Annotated in this window: 24 protein-coding genes and 1 pseudogene; 12 read left to right on the forward strand and 13 right to left on the reverse strand. The window is 52.4% G+C overall.

The window, feature by feature from the left end; translation table 11 throughout:
* Nucleotides 1–84 precede the first annotated feature (84 nt).
* Nucleotides 85–726, forward strand: coding sequence for a riboflavin synthase subunit alpha (locus FDW98_RS10870; RefSeq protein WP_096757165.1), 642 nt, complete (start codon nt 85–87; stop codon nt 724–726).
* Between the two features lie 45 nt (nt 727–771).
* On the opposite strand, the gene cfa is transcribed toward FDW98_RS10870, so the two are convergent.
* The gene (cfa, locus tag FDW98_RS10875; protein WP_096757164.1) at nt 772–1,920 is read right to left on the reverse strand and encodes a cyclopropane fatty acyl phospholipid synthase; all 1,149 of its coding nucleotides are present in this window, start codon (nt 1,918–1,920) and stop codon (nt 772–774) included.
* A gap of 285 nt (nt 1,921–2,205) precedes the next feature.
* Nucleotides 2,206–3,414, reverse strand: a complete 1,209-nt coding sequence (punC, locus tag FDW98_RS10880) for a purine nucleoside transporter PunC (RefSeq protein WP_096757163.1) — start codon at nt 3,412–3,414, stop codon at nt 2,206–2,208.
* 112 nt (nt 3,415–3,526) lie between these two features.
* On the opposite strand from punC, the gene punR reads away from it, so the two are divergent.
* Complete coding sequence (gene punR, locus FDW98_RS10885) at nt 3,527–4,468, forward strand: DNA-binding transcriptional activator PunR (RefSeq protein WP_137398849.1); 942 nt, start codon at nt 3,527–3,529, stop codon at nt 4,466–4,468.
* On the opposite strand, the gene purR is transcribed toward punR, so the two are convergent.
* The gene (gene purR / locus FDW98_RS10890; RefSeq protein ID WP_096757161.1) at nt 4,456–5,481 is read right to left on the reverse strand and encodes an HTH-type transcriptional repressor PurR; all 1,026 of its coding nucleotides are present in this window, start codon (nt 5,479–5,481) and stop codon (nt 4,456–4,458) included. The two genes, punR and purR, sit on opposite strands and share 13 nt — an antisense overlap.
* Before the next feature lie 297 nt (nt 5,482–5,778).
* Here purR and cydH point away from each other — a divergent pair, with 297 nt between their 5' ends.
* Nucleotides 5,779–5,868 carry a cytochrome bd-I accessory subunit CydH gene (gene cydH, locus FDW98_RS10895; protein ID WP_072036634.1) on the forward strand — a complete coding sequence of 30 codons (90 nt, stop codon included), beginning with the start codon at nt 5,779–5,781 and terminating at the stop codon, nt 5,866–5,868.
* Nucleotides 5,869–6,046: 178 nt separating this feature from the next.
* Nucleotides 6,047–7,216 (forward strand): MFS transporter, encoded by a 1,170-nt coding sequence (locus FDW98_RS10900; protein ID WP_096757160.1) that lies wholly within the window; start codon nt 6,047–6,049, stop codon nt 7,214–7,216.
* A gap of 40 nt (nt 7,217–7,256) precedes the next feature.
* Here the strand turns inward: FDW98_RS10900 and sodB are convergent, their stop codons facing one another.
* Both sodB and FDW98_RS10910 read right to left on the reverse strand, forming a co-directional pair.
* Nucleotides 7,257–7,838, reverse strand: coding sequence for a superoxide dismutase [Fe] (gene sodB / locus FDW98_RS10905; protein ID WP_096757159.1), 582 nt, complete (start codon nt 7,836–7,838; stop codon nt 7,257–7,259).
* Between the two features lie 127 nt (nt 7,839–7,965).
* Nucleotides 7,966–8,796: a C40 family peptidase gene (locus FDW98_RS10910; protein ID WP_096757158.1), complete on the reverse strand. Its 831-nt coding sequence runs from the start codon at nt 8,794–8,796 to the stop codon at nt 7,966–7,968.
* Between the two features lie 332 nt (nt 8,797–9,128).
* On the opposite strand from FDW98_RS10910, the gene grxD reads away from it, so the two are divergent.
* A complete protein-coding gene (grxD, locus tag FDW98_RS10915) occupies nt 9,129–9,476 on the forward strand; it encodes a monothiol glutaredoxin 4 (protein WP_003832760.1) in 348 nt (115 codons plus the stop codon).
* Between the two features lie 50 nt (nt 9,477–9,526).
* Here the strand turns inward: grxD and rnt are convergent, their stop codons facing one another.
* The 4 genes from rnt to FDW98_RS10935 form a co-directional block, all read right to left on the reverse strand.
* Complete coding sequence (rnt, locus tag FDW98_RS10920; RefSeq protein ID WP_096757157.1) at nt 9,527–10,174, reverse strand: ribonuclease T; 648 nt, start codon at nt 10,172–10,174, stop codon at nt 9,527–9,529.
* Between the two features lie 94 nt (nt 10,175–10,268).
* On the reverse strand, nt 10,269–10,676 hold the full coding sequence (gene gloA, locus FDW98_RS10925; protein WP_096757156.1) for a lactoylglutathione lyase: 408 nt from the start codon (nt 10,674–10,676) through the stop codon (nt 10,269–10,271).
* A 97-nt stretch (nt 10,677–10,773) separates the two neighbouring features.
* Complete coding sequence (locus FDW98_RS10930) at nt 10,774–11,871, reverse strand: alkene reductase (RefSeq protein WP_096757155.1); 1,098 nt, start codon at nt 11,869–11,871, stop codon at nt 10,774–10,776.
* A gap of 58 nt (nt 11,872–11,929) precedes the next feature.
* Entirely contained in the window at nt 11,930–12,529 is a 600-nt protein-coding gene (locus tag FDW98_RS10935) for a TetR/AcrR family transcriptional regulator (RefSeq protein WP_096757154.1), read from the reverse strand.
* 101 nt (nt 12,530–12,630) lie between these two features.
* On the opposite strand from FDW98_RS10935, the gene FDW98_RS10940 reads away from it, so the two are divergent.
* The 3 genes from FDW98_RS10940 to sodC all read left to right on the forward strand — a co-directional run bounded on the left by FDW98_RS10940 (nt 12,631) and on the right by sodC (nt 14,418).
* Nucleotides 12,631–12,870, forward strand: coding sequence for a DUF1289 domain-containing protein (locus FDW98_RS10940; RefSeq protein ID WP_096757153.1), 240 nt, complete (start codon nt 12,631–12,633; stop codon nt 12,868–12,870).
* Nucleotides 12,871–12,919: 49 nt separating this feature from the next.
* Nucleotides 12,920–13,816 (forward strand): aldo/keto reductase family oxidoreductase, encoded by an 897-nt coding sequence (locus FDW98_RS10945; protein ID WP_096757152.1) that lies wholly within the window; start codon nt 12,920–12,922, stop codon nt 13,814–13,816.
* An 80-nt stretch (nt 13,817–13,896) separates the two neighbouring features.
* On the forward strand, nt 13,897–14,418 hold the full coding sequence (sodC, locus tag FDW98_RS10950) for a superoxide dismutase [Cu-Zn] SodC (RefSeq protein ID WP_096757151.1): 522 nt from the start codon (nt 13,897–13,899) through the stop codon (nt 14,416–14,418).
* Here the strand turns inward: sodC and FDW98_RS10955 are convergent.
* From FDW98_RS10955 to FDW98_RS10965, 3 genes and pseudogenes are all read right to left on the reverse strand, one after another.
* Nucleotides 14,394–16,434: pseudogene (locus FDW98_RS10955) on the reverse strand (FUSC family protein). The gene sodC and the pseudogene FDW98_RS10955 overlap by 25 nt on opposite strands.
* Entirely contained in the window at nt 16,431–17,294 is an 864-nt protein-coding gene (locus FDW98_RS10960; RefSeq protein ID WP_096757149.1) for an HlyD family secretion protein, read from the reverse strand. Before FDW98_RS10960 ends, FDW98_RS10955 begins: the two are co-directional and overlap by 4 nt.
* Before the next feature lie 2 nt (nt 17,295–17,296).
* Nucleotides 17,297–17,533 (reverse strand): DUF1656 domain-containing protein, encoded by a 237-nt coding sequence (locus tag FDW98_RS10965; RefSeq protein WP_096757148.1) that lies wholly within the window; start codon nt 17,531–17,533, stop codon nt 17,297–17,299.
* Between the two features lie 193 nt (nt 17,534–17,726).
* Between FDW98_RS10965 and slyA the strand changes: the two genes are divergently transcribed.
* Nucleotides 17,727–18,167: a transcriptional regulator SlyA gene (gene slyA, locus FDW98_RS10970; RefSeq protein ID WP_269473706.1), complete on the forward strand. Its 441-nt coding sequence runs from the start codon at nt 17,727–17,729 to the stop codon at nt 18,165–18,167.
* 50 nt (nt 18,168–18,217) lie between these two features.
* Here the strand turns inward: slyA and slyB are convergent, their stop codons facing one another.
* Nucleotides 18,218–18,685 (reverse strand): outer membrane lipoprotein SlyB, encoded by a 468-nt coding sequence (slyB, locus tag FDW98_RS10975; protein WP_096757147.1) that lies wholly within the window; start codon nt 18,683–18,685, stop codon nt 18,218–18,220.
* A gap of 273 nt (nt 18,686–18,958) precedes the next feature.
* Between slyB and anmK the strand changes: the two genes are divergently transcribed.
* From anmK to pdxH, 3 genes are all read left to right on the forward strand, one after another.
* Nucleotides 18,959–20,080, forward strand: coding sequence for an anhydro-N-acetylmuramic acid kinase (gene anmK, locus FDW98_RS10980; RefSeq protein WP_096757146.1), 1,122 nt, complete (start codon nt 18,959–18,961; stop codon nt 20,078–20,080).
* Between the two features lie 93 nt (nt 20,081–20,173).
* A complete protein-coding gene (mliC, locus tag FDW98_RS10985) occupies nt 20,174–20,497 on the forward strand; it encodes a C-type lysozyme inhibitor (RefSeq protein ID WP_096757145.1) in 324 nt (107 codons plus the stop codon).
* Between the two features lie 60 nt (nt 20,498–20,557).
* Nucleotides 20,558–21,214 carry a pyridoxamine 5'-phosphate oxidase gene (gene pdxH / locus FDW98_RS10990; protein ID WP_096757144.1) on the forward strand — a complete coding sequence of 219 codons (657 nt, stop codon included), beginning with the start codon at nt 20,558–20,560 and terminating at the stop codon, nt 21,212–21,214.
* Nucleotides 21,215–21,337: the final 123 nt, after the last annotated feature.

Below are 21,337 nucleotides of genomic sequence, written 5' to 3' on the forward strand. Positions count from 1 at the left end.
GGGCGGTGCATTGCTGGCAACCGCAATTTTCACCTGCTATTGTGCACAACAGATATGTCTTAATTACGTTCAGGAGTTAGAGGTATGTTTACGGGTATTGTGCAGGGCACCGCGAAACTGGTGTCTATTGATGAGAAACCAAATTTTCGTACGCATGTAGTGGAGTTACCTGAATACATGCTGGATGGCCTGGAGACGGGTGCATCAGTTGCACACAATGGTTGTTGTCTGACGGTGACCGACATTAACGGCAATCACATCAGCTTTGACCTGATGAAAGAAACGCTGCGTATTACCAATCTGGGCGAGCTTAAAGTGGGCGATCGGGTCAACGTAGAGCGCGCGGCAAAATTCAGCGATGAGATCGGCGGGCATTTAATGTCAGGTCATATTATGACTACCGCTGAGATATCAAAAATTCTGACCTCAGAAAATAATCGTCAGATCTGGTTTAAGGTGCAGGATGCGTCGTTGATGAAATATATCCTGTACAAAGGATTTATCGGCATTGATGGTATCAGCCTGACGGTTGGAGAAGTAACACCGACGCGTTTTTGCGTGCATTTGATCCCGGAAACGCTGGAGCGTACGACGCTTGGTAAGAAAAAACTGGGGGCTCGGGTCAACATCGAAATCGACCCACAAACGCAGGCGGTCGTGGATACCGTTGAGCGCGTGCTGGCGGCAAAAGAAAGTGCAGTAAATCACGTCACCGGCGAAGTCTAAGCCGGCGCGTTTCCAGGCCCCCGTTGAAGGCGGGGGCGGGAATGACTAGCGTGGAACGCGCAGGCCGTGTTCTACGCCACGTGAGAACACCACCTGCCAGAGCTGAATATCACGGGCGCGAAATGCGCCGGCACAGGCGTTGAGGTAGTAGCTGAACATACGTTTAAAGCGCTCGGTGTAGTGCTCGGTGATTTCAGGCCAGGTTGCCATAAAGCGCGTATGCCAGGCCATCAGCGTAGTATCGTAATCGGCGCCAAAGTTGTGCCAGTCTTCCATCACAAAATGCGGCTCGCTGGCTTTCGCAATCTGGCGCACGGACGGCAAGCAACCATTCGGGAAAATATACTTATTGATCCACGGATCGACGTTATTGTCGGTTTTTCTGGATCCAATGCTGTGGAGCAAAAACAGACCCTCTGGTTTTAAATTGCGATCGACAACATCAAAATAGGTGTTGTAGTTTTTTGGACCCACATGCTCAAACATGCCAACGGAGACAATGCGGTCGAAACGATCGTGCAGGTCGCGGTAATCCTCAAGCAAAATAGTGACATCCAGCCCTTCACACCGTGTTTGCGCCAGTTTCTGCTGTTCGGCAGAAATGGTCACCCCCACGACGCTGACGCCGTAATGGGCGGCCATAAACTGGGACAAGCCTCCCCAGCCGCAGCCAATGTCCAGCACGCGCATCCCCGGTTTGAGCTGTAATTTTTCGGCGATCATATTGAGCTTCGCCTGTTGGGCTGACTCCAGGGTCGTGGCGTCCTTCCAGTAGGCACAGGAATATTGCATGTAGGGATCAAGCATGCGGGTGAAGAGATCGTTGCCTAAATCGTAGTGTTCTTTTCCGACAACCCACGCGCGTTTTTTATTCTGTAAATTGAACAGGCGCGCGGCGGCGATTCGCAGCGTGTCTTTAAAGTGGCGGGGGAGTTGGCCTTCAAGGCCGGCACGTAAAACCTGAGTAAAAAACATGTCCAGCCGATCGCATTCCCACCAGCCATCCATATAACTTTCACCTAAACCCAGTGAACCTTCCTGTAAAACGCGCTTGTAAAAATCGGGGTTGTTAACGCGAATATCTGCCGGTGCAGTGCCATTAATGGTAATGCCCGCACGGCTTAATAATTCACTGGTGATTCGATACCAGTCATCATCTGGTACGCTGACGTCTTCTATACAGGATGAACTCATAGCTTCTCCATCACAGGTCGGTGATCAGAACCTTAAAACAGCGTAGACGCTTTTTTGGGCTTTGTGAGAAATCTCACGGAATGAATCCGCGAATCTGTTTTCCGACGTAGAACAGAGGAAGGGAGAATCCCTTACCGAAAAGGCCATCCGTGGTTAAGCGGGAACATGCGTGTTCCCGTTAACACATAAAAATTATCGTTTTTGTAACAACTGGAAATCAGTATAGGCCTGAATTTTTGTGGGTTCAATCAAAAAATATTAGCCCGCTAATTAATTATTCAAGCGCTATGAATGTGATTCGCCGGGCGCAGCAGTAGAAACCTCATCAGCGTGAGAGCGACATTCTTTCTGCGACTGCATTTTGTACCCCAGCGCGGCCAGCAACACCGTGGACAGCATGACGCCGGTGGTGGTGAATAGCGGCGTGCTGATCAACCATGACACAACCAGACTTGCCAGGAAGCATAAGCCCAGTTGCAGCGTATTCTGCAGCGCTGCGGCACGTCCTGTTGCCTGTGGGAAGGGACGCAAAGCTTGAGCAACGACAATCGGATAGATAGCACCGTTCGCTATTGCCATCACGCAGAATGGGATCAGGATTTCGGCCAGCGCAACGTGGTGAATAAAGCCGACCGCCCAGGTAGCGATAACGCTCACCGCATACAGAATGAGCAGCCACGGCAGTAATTGACGACCTTCCCATTTTTGCAGGGCGGCACGACAGCCGTATCCGCCGATCAAAAAGGCGATGGTTTGCGGCACATAGCTCAGGCCAATGACGGCCGGGCTATAGCCCATCTCGCTCAGGATAAACGGCGAGCCGGTCAGCCACGCGAAAAAGCTCGCGGAACAGGCCGCATAAATCAGCACGTTGCCGCGGTAGGTTCTGGAGCGCAGCAGGGTGGCAAAGGTGAGCTTATCCTGGCTATCGTCACGCGCTTTAGCCGTGGGCTTCAGGCGCAGGGCCGGCAGCATCAGGATCAGGGTGATGGCAAACAGGGTGGCAAAAATAGCCTGCCAGGAAAAATGCATCAGGATCCAACTGCCTAATAATGGCGCGAGTGCAGGAGATAACCCGACCAGCGGCATAATGGTGGCAAAGATACGGTTCACTTTTTGCGAGGGATAATAATCAGCAACCAACGCCTGCCAGATAACCGACGCCGCACAGACGCCCACAGCCTGGATAAAGCGCAGCACCAGCAAGCCGGTGGCGTTTTCGACCCAAAGCATGCCAAGACTGCTCAGCGCGAAGATGGAGAGGCCCAGTAGCAAAATAGGCTTGCGGCCATAATGGTCGGAGAGTGGCCCCCACAGAAGTTGCGCGATGGCAAAACCCGCCAAGAACAGGCTAAGGCTGGCGCTGACGGCTGATGCTGGGGTTTGCAAATCGGACTGAATAGCCGCAAATGCTGGCAAATACATATCCGTTGCCAGAAAACCGAGCACGCTAAGACCTGCCAGCCAGACTAAAAACCCTTTTCCAGGTTGCATCATTATTTCTCTTTATAAGCAATAGAACAGTGCCGCTGAGTGTAGTGAGTGAAATTCTTGCTGTGAAACGCTAATATTTGCTTATTGATTTCAAATTTTTTGCAGGCAGAGTATGTGGTCAGAATATTCCCTTGAAGTGGTGGATGCAGTCGCACGCAACGGCAGCTTTAGTTCTGCCGCCCAGGAGTTGCACCGCGTGCCTTCGGCGGTGAGCTATACCGTGCGTCAACTGGAGGAGTGGCTGGCTGTGCCTCTTTTCGAACGTCGCCATCGGGATGTGGAATTAACCCCCGCCGGGGCGTGGTTTTTAAAAGAAGGGCGCTCTGTTATCAAAAAAATGCAGATCACTCGCCAACAATGTCAGCAAATTGCCAACGGCTGGCGTGGGCAACTGGCGATTGCCGTCGATAATATTGTCAGGCCGGAACGGACCCGGCAGATGATTGTGGATTTCTACCGTCATTTTGATGATGTGGAGTTAATCGTTTTTCAGGAGGTGTTTAACGGTGTCTGGGATGCGTTATCGGACGGGCGCGTGGAGCTGGCGATTGGCGCGACGCAGGCTATTCCGGTAGGGGGGCGCTATACGTTTCGCGATATGGGAATGTTGAGCTGGAACTGCGTGGTGGCAAGTCATCATCCGCTGGCGTCGATGCCGGGACCGCTCAGTGACGATACGTTGCGCAACTGGCCGTCGCTGGTACGAGAAGACACCTCCCGTACGTTGCCAAAACGTATTACCTGGCTACTGGATAACCAAAAACGGGTGGTAGTGCCTGACTGGGAGTCATCTGCCACCTGTTTATCGGCTGGACTCTGTGTTGGGATGGTGCCAACGCATTTTTCCAAACCGTGGATCGACAGCGGGAAATGGGTTGCACTACAGCTTGAAAATCCCTTTCCTGATGCCGCATGTTGCCTGACCTGGCAGCAAAACGATACCTCGCCCGCACTGAGATGGCTGCTGGACTATTTAGGGGACAGTGAAACGTTGAATAAAGAGTGGCTGCGGGAGCCAGAGGAAGGCTCCCGCACAACAGATTATCGACGATAATCGCGGAACGGACCATCGGCCACGGAGCGACGTTCTACCAGGCGCGGGTGCACCTCAATAGACTGTGACTCTTCGCGTTTATTCACGATACGGTCTAACAGCATGTTAAAGGCCGTTTCACCGAGCGAATCTTTTGGCTGATGAATGGTGGTTAATGCCGGGGTGAAGAAGCGGGCGTTACGCACGTTGTCGTAACCAATCAGCGACACATCTTGCGGGACGCGCAGGCCCATCTCGTCAGCGGCGCAAAGCGCGCCCATCGCCATGATATCACCACCGCAGAAGACGGCGGTCGGGCGGTGCGACTGGGAGAGGATCTGCTGCATGGCGCGATACCCGGATTCAGGCTCAAAATCGCCCTGGACAATCCAGTTGTCAGGCACTTTAATCAGCGCTTCTTCCATCGCCTTCATAAAGCCCGCCAGGCGTCCGGCGCCGGTGTTACGCTCCATAGGCCCTGGGATCACACCAATCTCGCGATGACCGCGTTCAACCAGATAACGGCCTGCCATATAACCGCCTTCAAAGGCGTTATCGATGACCGTATCGGTAAAATCAGCTTTGGCTTCGCCCCAATCCATCACCACCATCGGAATATGGCGATATTCTTCGAGCATGGAAAGCAGAGGTTCCGGGTATTCAGAACACATCACCAGCAGACCATCTACGCGCTTCTGCGCCATCATGGAGAGGTAGGCCTGCTGCTTCTCGAGGCTGTTCCACGCGTTGCCCAGAATCAGCGTATAGCCTTTCTGGAAGCAGTTCTTCTCAACGGCTTCGATGATTTCCGCAAAGTAGGCGGCTTCGCTGCTGGTCGCCAACAAGCCAATCGATTTAGTGTGATTCACCTTCAGACTGCGTGCCACCGCGCTTGGGGAATAATGTAGTTCTTTAATTGCTGCCCAGACGGCATTGCGCGTTTCTTCCGCGACAAAGCGTGTTTTGTTAATTACGTGTGATACGGTTGTAGTGGAAACGTTTGCTCGCTTCGCTACATCTTTAATTGTTGCCATTACATCTCACTCCAGACCATATCCTAAGTTCCTGAGAATACTCCAGGTAACCGTTTGCCTTCACACACCCTTCGCGCAACATCAGGGTTGCGGTACGCCAGGAAAACGACACGGAACGTCAGGAAGGGGTCAATGGCCGGTACGCTAATCAAGTAAGCGTGGAATTTTGTCTGATCTTTACGAAAAGGGGAAGAGTTAAAAGCATTTATCAATATAAATCGTGAGAGATTTTTACCTTCAAGTGTGCAAAAATGCGCAATATCACTTTTTGTGTGGGAATAAAAAGGAGAAAACTTGATGAGCACCGATCTGAAATTTTCGTTAGTCACCACCATTATTGTTCTGGGTTTGATTGTTGCCAGTGGTTTAACCGCCGCGCTGCATTGATGTATCGCCGAGGGAGAGCTATCTCCCTCATCCCGCCAACCTGTCCTCCCACTGCTATTGTTTGCAAATAAGCAAAAGTCTTTTGCATTTTTGTTAACTTTATTATTTTTGCGATCAATGTCATGCTTTTGACTCTTATTCTGTGTCGTGCCACGGCTCGACGTTACGGAGTCGCTGTATGAAAATAAATTATCCACTACTGGCGCTGGCGATAGGGGCGTTTGGTATCGGCACGACAGAGTTTTCTCCGATGGGGTTATTACCCGTCATCGCTAAAGGCGTCGATGTCTCGATTCCGGCGGCAGGGATGCTAATTAGCGCCTATGCAGTAGGGGTGATGGTCGGTGCACCGTTAATGACCTTATTGCTTTCTCATCGCGGGCGTCGCAATGCGCTGATTTTTCTGATGGCGATTTTTACGCTCGGCAACGTGCTGTCGGCGTTATCTCCCGATTACACTACTCTGATGCTGTCGCGTATTCTGACCAGTCTTAACCATGGGGCCTTTTTTGGTCTCGGCTCGGTTGTAGCGGCAAGCGTGGTGCCAAAGCACAAACAGGTCAGCGCTGTCGCCACCATGTTTATGGGACTCACCATCGCCAATATTGGCGGCGTTCCTGCAGCGACCTGGCTGGGTGAAACCATCGGCTGGCGCATGTCCTTTATGGCAACGGCGGGTCTGGGGGTTATCTCGATGGTCAGCCTGTTCTTCTCGTTGCCGAGTGGCGGAGCAGGGGAGCGCCCGAACGTGCGCAAAGAGCTGGCGGTGCTCATGCGCCCGCAGGTGGTGTCAGCGTTGCTGACTACTGTGCTGGGAGCCGGTGCGATGTTCACGCTCTATACCTATATTTCACCGGTGCTGCATAGCATCACCCATGCCACGCCTGCCTTTGTAACCGGAATGCTGGTGCTGATTGGCGTTGGGTTCTCAATCGGTAACTATCTGGGCGGCAAGCTTGCGGACCGCTCAGTCAACGGCACGCTGAAAGGCTTCTTACTGCTATTGATGGTGATTATGCTGGCAATCCCGCTACTGGCGCGTAGTGAACTGGGTGCAGCTATTAGCATGGTAGTCTGGGGTGCGGCAACCTTTGCGGTAGTTCCGCCGTTACAGATGCGTGTGATGCGCGTTGCCAGCGACGCGCCGGGCTTATCATCCTCGGTCAACATTGGTGCGTTTAATCTGGGGAATGCGCTAGGTGCGGCGGCGGGTGGCGCAGTGATATCGGGTGGTTTAGGTTACAGTTTTGTCCCGGTGATGGGGGCAATTGTGGCTGGGATGGCGTTGCTACTGGTCTTTGTCTCCGCGAGAAAACAGCCTGACGAGGCCTGCAGCGTCACGAACTAACGCTAAAACGCAGAAGGGAGTCCCTTCTGCGTTATCATTTTTATGCTGCGAAGTTTTTCGCAACAAACTCCCAGTTCACCAGCGCCCAGAAATGTTCCAGGTAGCCAGGACGCGCGTTGCGATAGTCGATGTAGTAAGCGTGTTCCCACACATCAACGGTCATCAGCGGCGTTGCATCGGTGGTCAGCGGTGTTCCGGCATTTGACGTGGAAACGATAGCCAGTTTGCCATCAGTACCTTTTACCAGCCAGGTCCAGCCAGCGCCGAAGTTTTTGATCGCCGCATCGGTGAATTGCGCTTTGAAGTCAGCGAAGCTACCAAAAGATGCAACAATGGCTTCAGCCAGTTCACCGGTCGGTTCGCCGCCCGCGTTGGGTGCCAGGCAGTTCCAGTAGAAGGTGTGGTTCCAGACCTGAGCCGCGTTGTTAAACACACCACCTTCAGAGCTACGTACGATCTCTTCCAGTGATTTGCCTTCAAACGCCGTGCCTTTGATCAGGTTATTCAGGTTAGTAACGTAAGTCTGGTGGTGTTTGCCATAGTGGTATTCCAGCGTTTCAGCAGAAATGTGCGGCGCCAGAGCATCTTTGGCATACGGTAATGCAGGTAATTCGAACGACATTGCTTCTCTCCTTATTATTTATATTGAGTACACACAATAGCCTCATTGTGAGTAAGGATAGGGTAGCAAATTGAAAGGTTATGCAAAAGAAGAACTTACCCTACAGCACATACTGTAGGGTAAGATTTTAGCGAATTGTTTTTGGCGTCATGACACGACGAGCGCCCACATAGTGGCGCTGCCAGTAATCTTCACTCAGGGAGGTGATTTGGATCTCCTGACCGCTACGTGGTGACTGAATAAACTTACCGTTGCCAACGTAGACACCAACGTGATCGGCGGTGCCGCGGCCCTGGGTACGGAAGAAGACCAAATCGCCGTTTTTCAGTTCATCGCGGTCGATCGGTGCCGCGTCGCGCAGGTGGTACATTTCATTGGCAGTACGCGGAATGCGGAACTTCACCAGGTCCTTATACGCGTAATAAACCAGACCACTGCAATCAAAACCGGTCCTCGGCGAAGAGCCACCCCAGCGGTAGGGTTTACCGATCTGGTTCATCAGAGTAGACATCGCGGTTTTGGTCGCTTTTTGCACTTTCACTTTATGGGCATCAGCGAGGGCTACCGGGGCTGTTGATTTTACTTTTACACAGCGCGGCTTGTGACCTTTGCGCGGGGTGCATTTTTCAGTCCAGGTGACCGCAGCGGTTTGTGTTGTTGCGACTTTACTGCGACGGTTGACCGTTTTGGTTGTTTTTGCAGGTGTCGCGGTGCGTTTTTTGGAAGAGGAAGCGGTTTTGGTGCTGGATTTACTGGTGGTTTTTTTTGCCGTTTTCTTGCTGGTTTGTGTGACTTTTTTACTGGCTATCGCGCTTTTCTTTTTATCTACCGTTTTGAGCGTGTGAGAAACGGCAGGTGTCGCCCTGGCCTGCTTGGAAGCATGGGCCACTGACGTAAAAGGGAGTGTGGTAAAAAGCAAAGCACAGAGCGTGATCGAGATTCGGTTTATCCGCGCCACTGAGCAGTCCTCTGTTAGGGCAGGTCTATCATGCCTGCGTGTGATTTTCAAAACTTGATGATTCTAATCTATAGAAACGGGGAAAGTTAATAGCTTTTTTTGTTTAAAATAGTGTTTCGTTACCGACCGCAAAAAAAAACAGCAATCAACGCCAATACTGGCGAAGGGATAATCAATTCCTTGTGCATAAAAGGGATAAGTAAGATTCTGAATGCAACTTATGGCGACTGGCGATAAAATAATAACCGTAAGAAAAATGTTATTTTCCGTTGTCAGTCAGACCCGTTACAATGTCAGACTACTGCCGTAAAAGAAGTTAAGGAAGCAAGATAATGAGCACCACTATCGAAAAAATCCAGCGCCAGATCGCTGAAAACCCGATTCTCCTGTACATGAAAGGTTCTCCAAAACTGCCAAGCTGCGGTTTTTCCGCTCAGGCTGTGCAGGCGCTGTCTGCCTGTGGTGAACGCTTTGCTTATGTTGATATTCTGCAAAACCCGGATATTCGCGCTGAGTTGCCGAAATACGCAAACTGGCCAACCTTCCCGCAGCTGTGGGTTGATGGTGAGCTGGTTGGCGGCTGCGACATTTTAATCGAAATGTACCAGCGCGGTGAATTGCAGCAGCTTATCAAAGAGACTGCGGCGAAGTACAAAACCGAAGAGCCGGACGCTGAGTAATCAGCAGAAACGAAAAAGCGACCAGTCTGGTCGCTTTTTTTATGGTCCGCTTATGCCTCTTCAGGCATTGGCAGGGGCCACCCACCAAGGCGTTTCCAGCGGTTAACGATTTCGCAAAACAGCACGGCCGTCCGTTCGGTGTCATACAGCGCAGAGTGCGCCTGGTTGCCATCAAACTCCATTCCTGCAGCCAGACACGCTTTAGACAGTACGGTTTGCCCGAGCGAAAGACCGCTTAAGGCCGCAGTGTCAAAGGTCACAAACGGGTGAAATGGGTTGCGCTTCAGCGAGGCGCGTTCGGCGGCTGCCATCATGAAGCTGTGATCGAAGGTGGCATTATGCGCAACCATAATCGCCCGATTGCAGCCGCTGTCTTTGATGCCTTTACGCACCATTTTGAAGATGGCGTGCAGGGCGTCGTATTCGCTGACCGCGCCGCGCAACGGGTTGCTCGGATCAATACCGTTAAACGCAAGTGCTTCTGGTTGCAGATTTGCCCCTTCAAACGGTTCGACGTGGAAATGCAACGTCATGTCCGGCATCAGCCAGCCTTGTTCATCCATTTTCAGCGTGATGGCTGCAATCTCGAGCAGCGCATCGGTTTTGGCGTTAAATCCTGCTGTTTCTACATCAATGACGACAGGATAAAAACCACGAAAACGGTCACACAGACCGGAAAGTTGAGCGTTATCGGACATCTGGGTCTCTTAATACGGGAAAATTGCAGCGCGTATTATGACAAAATGATGAGTATAAAACTACGGGCACAGACGATCTGCGCCCGAGGGGAGGTTAGTCACCCAGGCCGCGGCCTGCGTCTTTCTCTTCGATCAGTTCGATTTTGTAACCGTCCGGATCTTCTACAAATGCGATAACCGTCGTCCCGCCTTTGACCGGACCCGCTTCGCGCGTCACGTTGCCGCCGTTCTGACGAATGCGCTCGCAGGCTTCTGCGGCGTTGTCTACGCTCAGAGCAATGTGGCCGTAGGCAGTGCCCAGGTCATATTTGTCGACGCCCCAGTTCCAGGTCAGCTCAATGACGGCTTCATCGGTCTCAGGACCGTAACCGACAAAGGCCAGAGAATACTTGTATTCAGGGTTTTCACTGGTACGCAGCAGCTTCATGCCCAGCACGTTGGTGTAAAATTCGATGGAACGCTGCAGGTCACCTACGCGCAGCATGGTATGAAGTAAACGCATCTTTTTCCCCTTCAAAAATGGCTAGTACATTCAATATGTTGTTTTAGTATAGCGGCGTTGTTGCGCCGCTATCAATGCCAGAACGGAGATTGCGCAATTACAGGGTTGGATAATCCGTGTAACCCTCTGCACCGCCGCCGTAGAAACTCTCTGCGCGCTGTGGGTTCAGTTCTGCTTTGTGCTGCAAACGTGCGACCAAATCCGGGTTGGCAATATAGGCGCGGCCAAAGGCTACGGCGTCGATCAACCCTTTCTCAATCAGCGCTTCTGCTTTTTCCGGGGTGTAGGCACCAGCACCAATAATCGGACCGTGGAAACGCGCGCGAACTTTCTCGCGGAACGCATCGCTATACGGCTCTCCACCGGCCCAGTCTGGTTCGGACATGTGCAGATAAGCGATACCACGTTTACCCAGTTGTTCAATCAGGTACAACGCATCGGCTTCTTCATTCGGGCCGTTATCAACGTTCTGGAAAGAGCCGATAGGGGATACGCGGATGCCAATCCGGTCTGCGCCCCATTCTTTGATACCGGCATCAACGACTTCCAGCACCAGACGTGCACGATTTTCGACGCTGCCGCCGTACTGATCGGTACGCTGGTTAGAGGTGGGTGACAGGAACTGGTGTAGCAAATAGCCATGGGCAGAGTGCAGCTCAACCATGTCAAAGCCAGCCTCGCGTGCGTTGGCGATTGCCTGACGGAAATCATTGACGATGCCCGGGATTTCGTCGGTTTCCAGGGCGCGCGGCATTGAGGTGTCGGCACGCGTTGCCAGACCGTTTTCATCGCGCAGCGAGGTACGGGTACCGGCGCTGATGGCGGAAGGGGCAACTGGCGGTTGTCCGTTCGGCTGCAGGCTGACGTGAGAGATACGACCGGTGTGCCACAACTGTACGGCAATATGACCTTGTTCAGCGTGGACGGCGGCGGTGATTTTTTTCCAGGCTTCAATTTGTGCTGCGCTGTGTAATCCCGGCGCACCGGCGTAGCCTTTTGCCTGAGCAGATATCTGAGTGGCCTCGCTGATGATAAGACCAGCGCTGGCGCGTTGGCGATAATACTCGGCCATCAGCGGAGTTGGGATGTCGCCAGGTTCGATGCTACGCAGGCGCGTCAGTGGGGCCATAAATACGCGGTTGGCCGCCGTGATGGCTCCTACTTTCAGCGGGGAAAACAATTTTTCAGATGACATATTAACTCCAGGTATGAATAGACCGGTCGTCTAGTGATTAGGTAAATAAAAACGCCTGTTAAACGGCAGGCGTTGCAATAATGTTTTTAACGTGTGCCAGCGCATTTTCCAGAGGGGTAGCACTGCGAGACATCTTGGCCTGCAGGTTGGCCCCGAGCCACAGCGCATACAGCACCTGCGCTTGCTGCAGCGGTTCGCCGCTAAACAACAGGCAGTGTGTGTCGCGACCTTTTTCCAGTGCTTGCGCCAGCAGGGTAATAATGTGCCGAGCGCCTTTATCCATCGCCGTACGCATATCTTCAGAGAGATCGCATACTTCAGCCGACAGTTTGACCGTTAAGCAACCGCTAATAATGCCGTGTTGACTAAACTGATTCAGGGTTTCCTGATAGTAGGCGAGGATTCTGTCGCGGTAGTTACCGGCACCCGACGCCAAATGTGTGGCCAGCCGAAGGTGGTAGGCCGCGTAATGGCGTTCAAGCATGGAAACACCAAACGCCTCTTTAGAGCGAAAATAGTGGTAAAACGACCCTTTGGGCACCTCGGCGGTTTTCAGCAGTTCGCTTAAACCCATACCGGTGAAACCGCGCTGCATGCAAAGCTGCTCGCCGGTTGCCAGAAGATGTTCGCGTGTGTCGTGTTCAGTTGCTTTGTTCATGGCATGGAGTGTAATAGACCAGTCGGTCTAATGCAATAGCGCTTGCCAGAAATTCAGTTAGCGTCTTCAATAGGTATAACTATCTTACGTAAGGAGGGGATGTGGCCGAACAGCTGGAGTTTTTCCCCGTCCAGAGCCCGTGCCGCGGGATCTGCCAGTCCGACGAACGCGGCTTTTGCCGTGGTTGTTTTCGTAGCCGGGATGAGCGCTTTAACTGGCAGAAAATGAGCGATGCCGAAAAGCAGGATGTGCTGCGTCTTTGTCGTCAGCGTCTGATGCGTAAATTACGTGCAAACAAACCCAGCCCGCCAGAAGAACAGCAACAACCTTCACTCTTTTAAAAGCGTAATTGCGTATACTCGATGCACACTCATTGTTAAGGAAGCTGCTATGGTTCAGCGTATTACTATTGCGCCGCAAGGCCCGGAATTTTCTCGCTTTGTCATGGGGTACTGGCGGCTGATGGACTGGAATATGTCCGCGCGCCAGCTCGTCAGCTTTATTGAAGAACATCTTGACCTGGGCGTAACCACCGTCGATCACGCTGATATTTATGGTGGATACCAGTGCGAAGCGGCGTTTGGCGAGGCGATGAAGCTGGCTCCGCATCTGCGTGAAAAAATGCAGATCGTGACCAAATGCGGTATTGCCACCACGGCACGGGCGGAAAATACCCTCGGTCACTACATCACCGACAGCGACCATATTATTGCCAGCGCGGAGCAGTCGCTGAAACTGCTGGCGACCGACCATATTGATCTGCTCTTGATCCATCGTCCCGATCCGCTGATGGATGCCGATGAAGTGGCTGAGGCGTTTAAGAAACTGCATCATAGCGGCAAAGTGCGTCACTTTGGCGTGTCGAACTTTACGCCTGCGCAGTTTTCCCTGCTGCAATCACGTCTGCCGTTTACGCTGGCAACCAATCAGGTTGAGATTTCCCCGGTGCATCAGCCACTGCTGCTGGATGGCACCTTAGATCAGCTGCAACAACTGCGCATCCGGCCAATGGCCTGGTCCTGTCTGGGTGGTGGACGACTGTTCAATGATGATGCTTTCCAACCGCTTCGCAATGAACTCGCCGTCATTGCGCAAGAATTGAATGCGCAGTCCATTGAGCAGGTGGTCTATGCGTGGATCCTCCGTCTACCGTCACAGCCGCTGCCGATTATTGGCTCAGGGAAAATTGAGCGTGTTTGCGCTGCTATTGAGGCCGAATCGTTAACCATGTCCCGCCAGCAATGGTTCCGTATCCGTAAAGCCGCGCTGGGTTACGACGTACCGTAATCGCGTTTTCGGCGTTCCGTCGCTCAAAATCGCGTCACTGGTTTACACTTATCAGTCAGACACATAGTGACGGAGGTCGTATGAAGCGTTTGAGTATCGCCATAATCACCTTACTGGCCTGTGCGGGCGCACAGGCTGCCAGTGAGCAAGTTGAGATGAATCTGGTGACTTCGCAAGGGGTAGGTCAGTCGATTGGTTCAGTAACTATTTCTGAAACTGCGCAAGGGCTGGCGTTTACGCCTGACCTGAAAGCACTGCCGCCAGGAGAACATGGTTTCCATGTCCATGCCAACGGCAGCTGTCAGCCTGCGATTAAAGAAGGCAAAGCTTCTGCCGCTGAATCGGCAGGGGGACATCTTGACCCGCATAAAACAGGAAAACATGAAGGTCCGGAGGGGGCTGGGCACATGGGCGACCTGCCGTTGCTGGTGGTCAATGCCGAAGGTTACGCCACAACGACTGTTACCGCCCCACGCCTGAAATCACTGGATGAGGTCAAAGGTAAGGCGCTGATGGTCCATGTGGGTGGCGATAACATGTCCGATCAGCCTAAACCTCTAGGCGGTGGCGGGGCGCGTTACGCCTGCGGGGTTATCAAATAATCAACGGCTCAGCGTGCCTGGCGGCGGAGCCTGTTCAAGCTGAGACAACGAACAGTGTAAACGCCAGATAAGCGCCGCCAGCTCTTGTGCGGCAGGCTGATGATGATGGGCAAGCGTATCGCAGATGCGCTGTAACTCGTTAAGCGTGGCATTCAGCGGACGCTGCTGGACGCCACGCTCGCTCATCACATCGCGCAGCAGTGAAATACACACATCCCTGACGCGGGCCAACGGATCGGAGCGCGCTTCCCAGGCGCGCAGCTGCCACACCACATGAGAGCAATTCAGCAACACGACGCCCCAGCGTAATAACCACCGCCGCGCCAGCGCATCCTGGCTGTTACTGAGCTGGCTGACATGATGATAGGTTAACGACTCAAATTCATTTTCGCTGTGTGCCGGATGCCGACTGAGCTGATCGACAAAATCCCGGCGCAGGGCGCGAATATGACGACGACTCTTTCTCGCGTCTGAGCCTGGCCGCAGGATAGCAAAGGCCAACCAGGATAGCGCTACGCCGGTTATTTTTGCCAGATTATCATTCAGGAAATCGGCGAAGTCATACACCGGCGGGTTAGTTACGGCAATGAACGATCCCATAAAGACGATCAACTGCCCCCAAAGCCCTGCCAGGGCAGGCATTTGCAGCTTTAATAGCTGCATGGTGGCAAGCAGTGGGAAGAGAAACAGAATGAATTGCCACAGGTCTGTGATTTGCACCATCAGGCCAAATTTCACCACAAAACTGAACAATGAAAGCAGTACCAGCGTGCGCATCAGCAGCGAGAGTGATTTGAATGGGGTGGCAACGGCGGAATACAGCACGCAGCTAATAGCAGCCAGCGTCAGAGCACCCGCGCCGGACTCCCATTGTGCGCCGATGCTCCACGCGCCAATCACCATCAACGTGATGAAGGTACGTAACCCGCTCCAGATGGCTTCCGCGTTGTCCGTATGGCGGGCCAGGCCCGGTGTGCGGTTCACGCTGATGCGCTCGGCAGTCACGCCTTTTTCCAGCAAATGCAGATAATGGCTGCTTTGCAGGTAAATTCGGCAGAAATAACGTAGCCGTTGCCAGAAGGCGACATGCCGGTAGTCGTGGGAATCCTGTGGACGCAGGGGGGCAATAATGCGGGCTACCGTGTAGCTATCGGTATCGGATTTCACCAGTGCACTGAGTAGCTGTTCGATGACTTCCCGGGTGTGAGCAGGAGGATTTGGCCAGTTAAGTAGCATTCTGCGCAGGCTGGAGATCACGCTGGTCAGACGAAGCTGCTGATGCAACAGCGAATTGAGCAGGGCATTCTGACGGCGAAAGCGGTAGTGGCTCCAGAATGCCTGAATACGCAGCAGATTCATGGTCAGAATCTGGCCGATCACCCCTTCATGGGCAGAGCGGATCGCATCGGTGGTTTCAGGTTGCCAGAGCAGGCTGGCATGTTCCAGCAAACGTGCATGCATATTTTTCAGCGCCGTCAGCAGCGTGGAACCATCGGAGGTGCTGGGCAGGATCATCATCATCATGCCCCCGCAGAGTATCCCGACTATTACTTCACACACCCGGGCCTGGGCAATATCCCACAGTTGCGTAATCTCAATGGTATTGACCATTGGAAACGCAATGATGGCCGCGGTGTAGCCTGCCAGTTGAAAGGCGTAAGCCACATTATTGGTAAAGTGCGCGCAGGCCCAGGTGCATAAGCCAATCCAGACTGACATGCTGAGCAGAAACAGCCATGGTTCGTTGAGGGTGTGTCCGGCAATAATCAGCGCCGCCGTGGCACCCAACAAGCTGCCTGCCACGCGACCCAGACTTTTGCTGATGACGCCGCCAACGGTGGGGAAACTCACTACTGCAGCGGAAGTCATCGCCCAGTAGGGTTCATCCAGATTCAGGTAGTAGGCAAACGTTAACGCCAGACACATTGCGATGGTATTACGTAATGCGTAACGCCACTGTGCGGCAGTGGCTTTGAACCATGGCAAATTGCCCGGCGTCAGGTGAAGCCTTTTCATTTTTGCTGACCGATGGACACGCTGCAGGTGGTGCCAGACACCAGGGTGACATCGTGTGGCAGCACGTCAAACTCGATACGCACAGGCACCCGTTGCGCCAGTCGTACCCACGGCACGTTCGGTTTGATATCGGGTATCAGGCCGGAATCGCTCTCAACGCTTTGATCGTAAATTGCACGGCCAATGCTGGAAACGTGACCCTGTAACTTTATGTTGCCGCTGTACAACGTTATCAGTGCCGGTGAGCCCTCACGAATATGGCGGAGTTTGGTTTCTTCAAAATATCCCATCACATAAAATGAGTGGCTGTCGACCAGGGCAAACAGGGGCTTACCGGTAGTTGCGTAATCTCCGCGTCGCGTTGAAAGGTTTGTCACCCAACCTGCGACCGGGGCTTTCACATCCGTTTGGGTTAATTGCCATTGCGCTTGCCGTAATTGGGCCTGGGCCGCCTCAACGCTTGCCTGCATCGCTTTCACGTTGAGGTTGGCCGTGTCCAGATCTTCGGCAGAGATATAATTTTGTGAAAGATGTCGGCGGCGATTAGCCTCGTTATTGGCCTTTGCCAGATCGGACTGCGCTTTCGCCAGCTGCGCCTGTGCATTCAGTTCAGCAATATGAAACGGCGTCTTATCGATAACAAACAGCACCTCGCCTGCATTAACAAACTGATTATCTTTAATATTGAGTTGGGTAATGCTGCCGGAAACCTGTGGGGTGATACTGACCTGCTCCGCACGAACTTTGCCATCGCGCGTCCAGGGGGACTGCATATAATAATTCCACATCCACCAACCCGCGAGAACGGCAACAACTGCGACTATAATAGTGGAGAAGTATTTAACGGTTTTGAGCGACATAATCACCACACAATCAGCATAACAAAGCCCAGACACACGCAAAGCGCAAAGAGCGACAGATCCATTAACAAGGGATGCCAGATTTCGCCGGAGTACATCCAGTCGCGCAGTACGCGATGAACAACCAACCAGAAGATAAATCCGCAGATAAACGCTTTGAAAAGTGGAGGGAAGTAGACAGATGCACCGATCATTAAATCTTGTAGGGGCAATCCTGTTGCATTAAACATAAACTTCACGGGCAAAATCCTTGACGGAAGAGAGCATTGCTATAGGTTTAGCAAAAAAAGGGACAATCAGTCTCTTTAACGCATAATGTCTGAAAAAATGTCATCCGGTAAGCAAATTTGGCAATACATTTGTTTTGGGAATACAAATGCTGCACACTATTCTAAAATCAGCATAACAACTTAGCAAGCTAATTATAAGGAGATGAAATTGGAATCGCCACTAGGTTCTGATCTGGCACGGTTGGTGCGCATTTGGCGTGCTCTGATTGACCATCGCCTGAAGCCTTTGGAGTTGACGCAGACGCATTGGGTTACGCTGCACAACATTCATCAGCTGCCACCGGATCAATCGCAGATCCAGCTGGCTAAAGCGATAGGGATTGAGCAGCCTTCTCTGGTGCGTACGCTCGACCAACTGGAAGAAAAGGGACTCATTTCACGACAGACTTGCGCCAGCGATCGTCGAGCAAAGAGAATTAAACTGACGGAGAAAGCCGAGCCGCTGATCGCGGATATGGAAGCGGTCATCAACAAAACGCGCGGAGAGATTCTGGAAGGGATTTCAACCGAGGAAATTAATCTGCTGATTAAACTGGTTGCCCGACTGGAACACAATATTATTGAGCTACAGTCTCAGGGCTGATGCGAAAATCTACGTGTGGCCAGTATCTGACTGACCACACGTAAATTCGATTAGCGCGGAGAAACGGTAACTTCTTTGCCGTTGCTGGCCATCACAACACGCTGACCTGAAGCGAATTTGGTCGCGCCTTGTTTCTGCACCACCATAATGGTGTTCCCGTCATCCTTACGGATTTCCAGTTCCACACCCTGTGTTTTATTGATTGCACCCTGGACGCTTTGACCTGCGACGCCGCCTGCAACCGCACCTGCCGCCGTAGCTAATGAACGACCAGAACCGCCGCCGACGGTGTTACCAAGGAATCCACCAAGTACAGCGCCGCCGATCGCGCCGATGACGTTAGCATCATCGCCACCCTGAATTTGCACCGGACGGACATGAACGATCGTACCGTAGGTTACGTTCTGTACCTGTTTCGCTTCGGATGCGGTATACACGTCACCTGAAAGACTATCACTGTTAACACAACCCGCTAAAGATAATCCCATTAATGAAACAATCAGTGCACGTTTAATCATTTATAACTCTCCTTTACACCACGAAACGCTAATAAAGCACCCTTCATGGTTAAATTATATGGCATTTGTGAGCCTAAGGTCACATGTTCTACTGGAACAATATGAAAATCTTAACCGAAATCAGGTTAACTGAGTATAAACGAATCATTCATCAAATTGATTGAATAGATGGCGGCTTGTCATGATTAGCCATCAAAAATCATCAACGAAGCATGGAATTAATCAGCACTTTATGGTTGAGTGTCAAGGCTAACGTGTTTAAAAGGATGACGTATGAAATCGGGCCGTTTTATCGGTGTTATGTCTGGAACCAGCCTTGATGGTGTTGATGTTGTGCTGGCCGCAATAGATGAAACGATGGTCGCGCAGCAGGCGAGTCTGACCTGGCCCATCCCTCTCCATTTGAAACAGGCCATTCTCGATATCTGCCAGGGGCAGCAACTCACACTCTCGCAGTATGGGCAACTGGATACGCAATTGGGGCGTTTATTCGCCGAGGCGGTAAATGCGCTGCTGGCGCAGCAAAAATTAAAGCCGCAGGATATTGTCGCAATTGGCTGCCACGGACAAACCGTCTGGCATGAGCCGACAGGCAGTGCGCCGCATACCCTGCAAATTGGCGACAACAACCAGATTGTGGCGCATACCGGCATCACCGTAGTCGGCGATTTTCGCCGGCGTGATATTGCACTGGGCGGGCAGGGTGCACCGCTGGTTCCCGCTTTTCATCAGGCGCTGTTGGCGCACCCAACTGAACGTCGGATGGTGTTGAATATCGGCGGTATAGCTAATTTGTCACTGCTTATTCCTCAGCGCCCTGTACGCGGTTATGACACCGGGCCAGGTAATATGCTGATGGATGCCTGGATCTGGCGGCAATGTGGAAAACCTTACGATAAAGATGCGCAGTGGGCTTGCGAAGGCACGGTAATTCTTCCGTTGCTGCAAAGCATGCTGAGCGATCCCTATTTTGCCGCGCCGGCACCTAAAAGCACTGGCCGCGAGTACTTTAATTATGGTTGGGTCGAACGTCATCTGGCGCAGTTCCCGGGACTGGCCGCGCGTGATGTGCAGACGACGCTTGCTGAACTGACGGCGGTGACAATATCCGAGCAGGTCCTGTTGAGCGGTGGCTGCGAGCGCTTGATGGTCTGCGGCGGTGGAAGCCGTAATCCGCTGCTGATGATGCGCCTGGCGGCACTGTTGCCCGGCACGGAAGTGACCTCTACCGATGAAGCCGGTATTAGCGGGGATGATATGGAAGCGTTAGCTTTTGCCTGGCTGGCATGGCGCTCGCTGGCGGGATTACCGGGTAATTTACCCTCAGTTACCGGTGCGACGGAATCCAGCGTTTTAGGCGCTATTTTTCCCGCAAACCCACGAACTCAGAGTTAACTGAAATTATCCTGGCGTCGATGCCGGTAAACTAGGGATGTTAGGGAGGGGGGTATTCCCCTCCGGGACCAGGAATGTCTTCAGGATAGGGCTATGAAAAAACTGTTATTGGTATGTTTGCCGGTACTGCTTACCGGCTGTAGTGTCTACAACCAATTTGTCGAGCGTATGCAAACGGATACTCTCGAATATCGCTGTGATGAAAAACCGCTGACCGTGAAATTGAACAATACCCAACAAACGGCAAGCTTTGTTTACGATAATCAGTTAGTGAATCTTAAACAGGGTGTATCAGCATCGGGTGCGCGTTACACCGATGGCATCTATGTCTTTTGGTCTAAAGGCGACAGCGCGACGGTCTATAAACGTGACAGAGTTGTGTTAAATAACTGTCAGTTACAGAACCCGAAGCGTTGAGATTTTCACCTGGGCGGCGCACAATAGCGTCACCCACTGACAATCCGTAGCCCAAACATCATGTCTGATAACGACGAATTGCAGCAAATCGCGCATTTGCGCCGTGAATACACGAAAGGCGGTCTTCGCCGCCGCGATCTTCCCGCCGAGCCGCTTGCGCTTTTTGAGCGCTGGCTCGGACAAGCCTGTGACGCCAAACTCGCCGATCCGACTGCCATGGTAGTGGCCACCGTTGATGAAAACGGTCAGCCGTACCAGCGCATCGTGTTGCTCAAACATTATGATGACAAAGGTTTGGTATTTTATACCAACATGGGCAGCCGTAAGGCGCACCAGATAGAGCATAATCCTCGCATTAGCCTACTGTTCCCGTGGCATACGCTGGAACGGCAGGTGATGGTGATAGGTAAGGCCGAACGTCTTTCTACGCTTGAGGTGGTTAAGTACTTCCACAGTCGCCCACGCGACAGCCAAATTGGCGCCTGGGTATCAAAACAGTCCAGTCGTATCTCCGCACGCGGTATTCTCGAAAGCAAATTTCTTGAACTGAAGCAGAAGTTTCAGCAGGGGGAAGTCCCACTGCCAAGTTTCTGGGGCGGTTTTCGCGTGAGTATTGAGCAAATGGAGTTCTGGCAGGGCGGCGAAAACCGCTTACACGATCGTTTTTTATACCAGCGTGAAGACAACGCGTGGAAAATCGATCGCCTGGCCCCCTAAAGATGCAAAATTCTTGTTTTAAGCGCTGGCACTGATGAATCCGGCGCTTTATTCTATGTCTCTTTCGCATCAGGCGAAAAGTCGTGTACCGGCAAAGGTGCAGTCGTTTTATACATGGAGATT

The sequence above is a fragment of the Citrobacter sp. wls711 genome (assembly GCF_005281055.1).
In the GTDB taxonomy this organism is placed as follows: domain Bacteria; phylum Pseudomonadota; class Gammaproteobacteria; order Enterobacterales; family Enterobacteriaceae; genus Citrobacter; species Citrobacter gillenii.

What these genes read in the sequence shown, in the direction of transcription:
- FDW98_RS10870 (WP_096757165.1), top strand. Translation starts at nt 85, where the DNA reads ATGTTTACGGGTATTGTGCAGGGCACCGCGAAACTGGTGTCTATTGAT.
- cfa (WP_096757164.1), bottom strand. Translation starts at nt 1,920, where the DNA reads ATGAGTTCATCCTGTATAGAAGACGTCAGCGTACCAGATGATGACTGG.
- punC (WP_096757163.1), bottom strand. Translation starts at nt 3,414, where the DNA reads ATGCAACCTGGAAAAGGGTTTTTAGTCTGGCTGGCAGGTCTTAGCGTG.
- punR (WP_137398849.1), top strand. Translation starts at nt 3,527, where the DNA reads ATGTGGTCAGAATATTCCCTTGAAGTGGTGGATGCAGTCGCACGCAAC.
- purR (WP_096757161.1), bottom strand. Translation starts at nt 5,481, where the DNA reads ATGGCAACAATTAAAGATGTAGCGAAGCGAGCAAACGTTTCCACTACA.
- cydH (WP_072036634.1), top strand. Translation starts at nt 5,779, where the DNA reads ATGAGCACCGATCTGAAATTTTCGTTAGTCACCACCATTATTGTTCTG.
- FDW98_RS10900 (WP_096757160.1), top strand. Translation starts at nt 6,047, where the DNA reads ATGAAAATAAATTATCCACTACTGGCGCTGGCGATAGGGGCGTTTGGT.
- sodB (WP_096757159.1), bottom strand. Translation starts at nt 7,838, where the DNA reads ATGTCGTTCGAATTACCTGCATTACCGTATGCCAAAGATGCTCTGGCG.
- grxD (WP_003832760.1), top strand. Translation starts at nt 9,129, where the DNA reads ATGAGCACCACTATCGAAAAAATCCAGCGCCAGATCGCTGAAAACCCG.
- rnt (WP_096757157.1), bottom strand. Translation starts at nt 10,174, where the DNA reads ATGTCCGATAACGCTCAACTTTCCGGTCTGTGTGACCGTTTTCGTGGT.
- gloA (WP_096757156.1), bottom strand. Translation starts at nt 10,676, where the DNA reads ATGCGTTTACTTCATACCATGCTGCGCGTAGGTGACCTGCAGCGTTCC.
- FDW98_RS10930 (WP_096757155.1), bottom strand. Translation starts at nt 11,871, where the DNA reads ATGTCATCTGAAAAATTGTTTTCCCCGCTGAAAGTAGGAGCCATCACG.
- FDW98_RS10935 (WP_096757154.1), bottom strand. Translation starts at nt 12,529, where the DNA reads ATGAACAAAGCAACTGAACACGACACACGCGAACATCTTCTGGCAACC.
- FDW98_RS10945 (WP_096757152.1), top strand. Translation starts at nt 12,920, where the DNA reads ATGGTTCAGCGTATTACTATTGCGCCGCAAGGCCCGGAATTTTCTCGC.
- sodC (WP_096757151.1), top strand. Translation starts at nt 13,897, where the DNA reads ATGAAGCGTTTGAGTATCGCCATAATCACCTTACTGGCCTGTGCGGGC.
- FDW98_RS10960 (WP_096757149.1), bottom strand. Translation starts at nt 17,294, where the DNA reads ATGTCGCTCAAAACCGTTAAATACTTCTCCACTATTATAGTCGCAGTT.
- slyA (WP_269473706.1), top strand. Translation starts at nt 17,727, where the DNA reads ATGAAATTGGAATCGCCACTAGGTTCTGATCTGGCACGGTTGGTGCGC.
- slyB (WP_096757147.1), bottom strand. Translation starts at nt 18,685, where the DNA reads ATGATTAAACGTGCACTGATTGTTTCATTAATGGGATTATCTTTAGCG.
- anmK (WP_096757146.1), top strand. Translation starts at nt 18,959, where the DNA reads ATGAAATCGGGCCGTTTTATCGGTGTTATGTCTGGAACCAGCCTTGAT.
- mliC (WP_096757145.1), top strand. Translation starts at nt 20,174, where the DNA reads ATGAAAAAACTGTTATTGGTATGTTTGCCGGTACTGCTTACCGGCTGT.
- pdxH (WP_096757144.1), top strand. Translation starts at nt 20,558, where the DNA reads ATGTCTGATAACGACGAATTGCAGCAAATCGCGCATTTGCGCCGTGAA.